The sequence below is a fragment of the Dellaglioa sp. CoH-57-MRSF-22 genome, from assembly GCF_056781895.1.
Map to the genome: position 1 here is coordinate 1 of NZ_JBXAXT010000080.1, position 457 is coordinate 457.

A 457-nucleotide genomic window follows, 5' to 3' on the forward strand; every position below is an offset into this window, starting at 1 on the left:
GCCCAAGGGTAAGATGGCGACCGTTCGTGAGGATGAGTACATAATCCGAGGCGGCGGTACCGACGAAAACGGAATGGCCGTAGACGACTTCGATATCGCACGCTACATGCAGGAAGCAGAGGACCAGAATACCGGCACGCTGCACGACCTGAAGGTTGATACGCGAGACATGCGTCAAGCAAAGAACTTCTATGACTATGCATTCAACATGCAGAACCCCAAGGCAAACCCGCCTTGGTCTCGTCAGTTGTGGGTCGGTACTATGCTGTTCGGTGAAGCGTGCCCTGTGTGCTCGAATAAAGCGTGGCTCGATGTGCACAACGTGCCTGTGGACTACAAGGCAAAAGAAATGCCAGAACATATCCAGTTCTTGGAGTATGGTAAGTGTCCAAAGTGCAAGCGCGGTAAATGGGAGCTGATCCAAAACCACGGACTCCGAAACTATCTACAGTACGTG

General features: G+C 52.3%; 1 protein-coding gene. It reads left to right on the forward strand.

Features of this window, described 5'->3' with window-relative positions:
- A partial coding sequence (locus AC1RPR_RS08255; RefSeq protein WP_481763475.1) for a hypothetical protein occupies positions 1–457 on the forward strand: 457 nt, incomplete at both ends.